Below are 1,613 nucleotides of genomic sequence, written 5' to 3'. Positions count from 1 at the left end.
CGTCTAATCCGAAAATGAGGTGACCTGACGGCGGCGGGCTCGCACTGGTGGGTCCGTCGTGGTCTGGCGGGTTGGTTGTGGGTATGAAGGTGGGGTGTCAGGCTGCGGGTGTGAGGGTGACGGTGTAGCCGAGGGCTTCGAGTTGGCGGACGTGGTTGTGCTTCCTGGCGTCCGGGTTGGTGCGGCTGCTGAAGTGGTCGGCGCCAAGGTCATGGAACCGTGCTTCCGGGTCCTGCAGGAGGTGCCAGATGATGACCAGGATGGAGCGTCCGATGGCGACGATGGCGCGTTTCTTGCCCCGCCGTTTGGCCAGGCGCCGGTGGCGTTCGCCGAGGAAGGTATCCGTTCTGCCGGCACCGACGGCGGCCTCGCCCAGGATCCGGGCGAGATAGCGGTTGCCGTGCCCGGTCGAGCCGTTTCCCTTCGTCTTCCCGGCGGAGGAGTTGATGCCCGGGGAGAACTTCGCCCAGGAACACAGGTGTCCCGCGGTCGGGAACCGGGTCATGTCGACCCCGATTTCGGCCAGGATGATGGCGGCGGCGACGGGGCCGATGCCCGGGATCTCATCCAGGCGTTCCGCCGCCGCGGCGAAAGGGGCCAGTTGCGCCTCGATCTGTTCATCGACCGCGGCGATATCGGCATCGATGCCGTCGATCCTGGACAGCATCCGGGCCAGCAGGAAGGCGTGGTGGTCATCGAAGAGGCCGGTGAACGCCTCTTCGAGTTCGCTGATCTTTCTGCGCATGCTTGACCGTGCCAGCTGCGCGAGGACTTTCGGGTTGCGTTCGCCGGCGATGAGCGCGGCCATCATCTGCCGGCCGGACACCCCGAAAATGTCTGAGGCGACAACGGAGAGCTTGATGCACGCGTCCTCGAGGAGTTTCTTGACCCGGTTCTTCTCCGCAGTCCGCGTCCCGACGAGATCAATCCGGTAGCGGGTCAGGTCCCGCAGCCGGCGGATCGGGGCGGGTGGGACGAAACTGGGACGGAGCATCTGGCGTTCGGCGACTTTGCACAGCCACACGGAGTCGAGAACGTCGGTCTTGGGCCGCCCCGGCAGGTGCTTCACGTCCCGGGCGTTGACCAGCCACGGCTCGAGCCCGTGCGCCTCGAGAAGGTAAAACACCGGCTTCCAGTAATCGGAGGTCGCCTCCATCACCACCCGCTCGATCCGCAGGTCCACCAGATGGTTGGCCAGCTCCGCCAAGGACCGGCTCATCGTCGAGTGCGTGGACACCTCTTGCAACCGTTTCTTCGAGTTCCCTTCCGCGGGGACCCGGACACAACAGACGAGTTCAGCCTTGCCAATGTCGATCGCGGCGACCCTGGCGATGATCTGTTCCTCATCCTGGGATTCGGCCAACATGATCCTGTTCATCTCCTCACGTGCGAACCTGTCGATGATCGACGCGGCCACCTGTGGGGATCACCGGGAAAAATCGGAATCTAATCCGCGTTCTCGGCAAAGAAACAATGAAGGGCCCACAGCGTGACCCCCAACGCCCGGCTAGTCGACGGCCTCAAAGAACCATAGAAGTACGGCGTCGGCAGGCGGCCACGGCACCATTTTCAGCCCGGAACGGGCGTCCGGCAAGGACATACAGGCTAGTCGA

1 protein-coding gene is annotated in these 1,613 nt (G+C 64.3%); it reads right to left on the bottom strand.

The window, feature by feature from the left end:
- Positions 1 to 97: 97 nt before the first annotated feature.
- Positions 98 to 1,366, bottom strand: a complete 1,269-nt coding sequence (locus V6M49_RS06295) for an IS110 family transposase (RefSeq protein ID WP_332760575.1) — start codon at positions 1,364 to 1,366, stop codon at positions 98 to 100.
- Positions 1,367 to 1,613 lie beyond the last annotated feature (247 nt).

It is taken from the genome of Pseudarthrobacter sp. (assembly GCF_036675385.1).
Taxonomy (GTDB): Bacteria; Actinomycetota; Actinomycetes; order Actinomycetales; family Micrococcaceae; genus Arthrobacter.
This window is presented reverse-complemented; position numbering and strand designations above follow the sequence as displayed.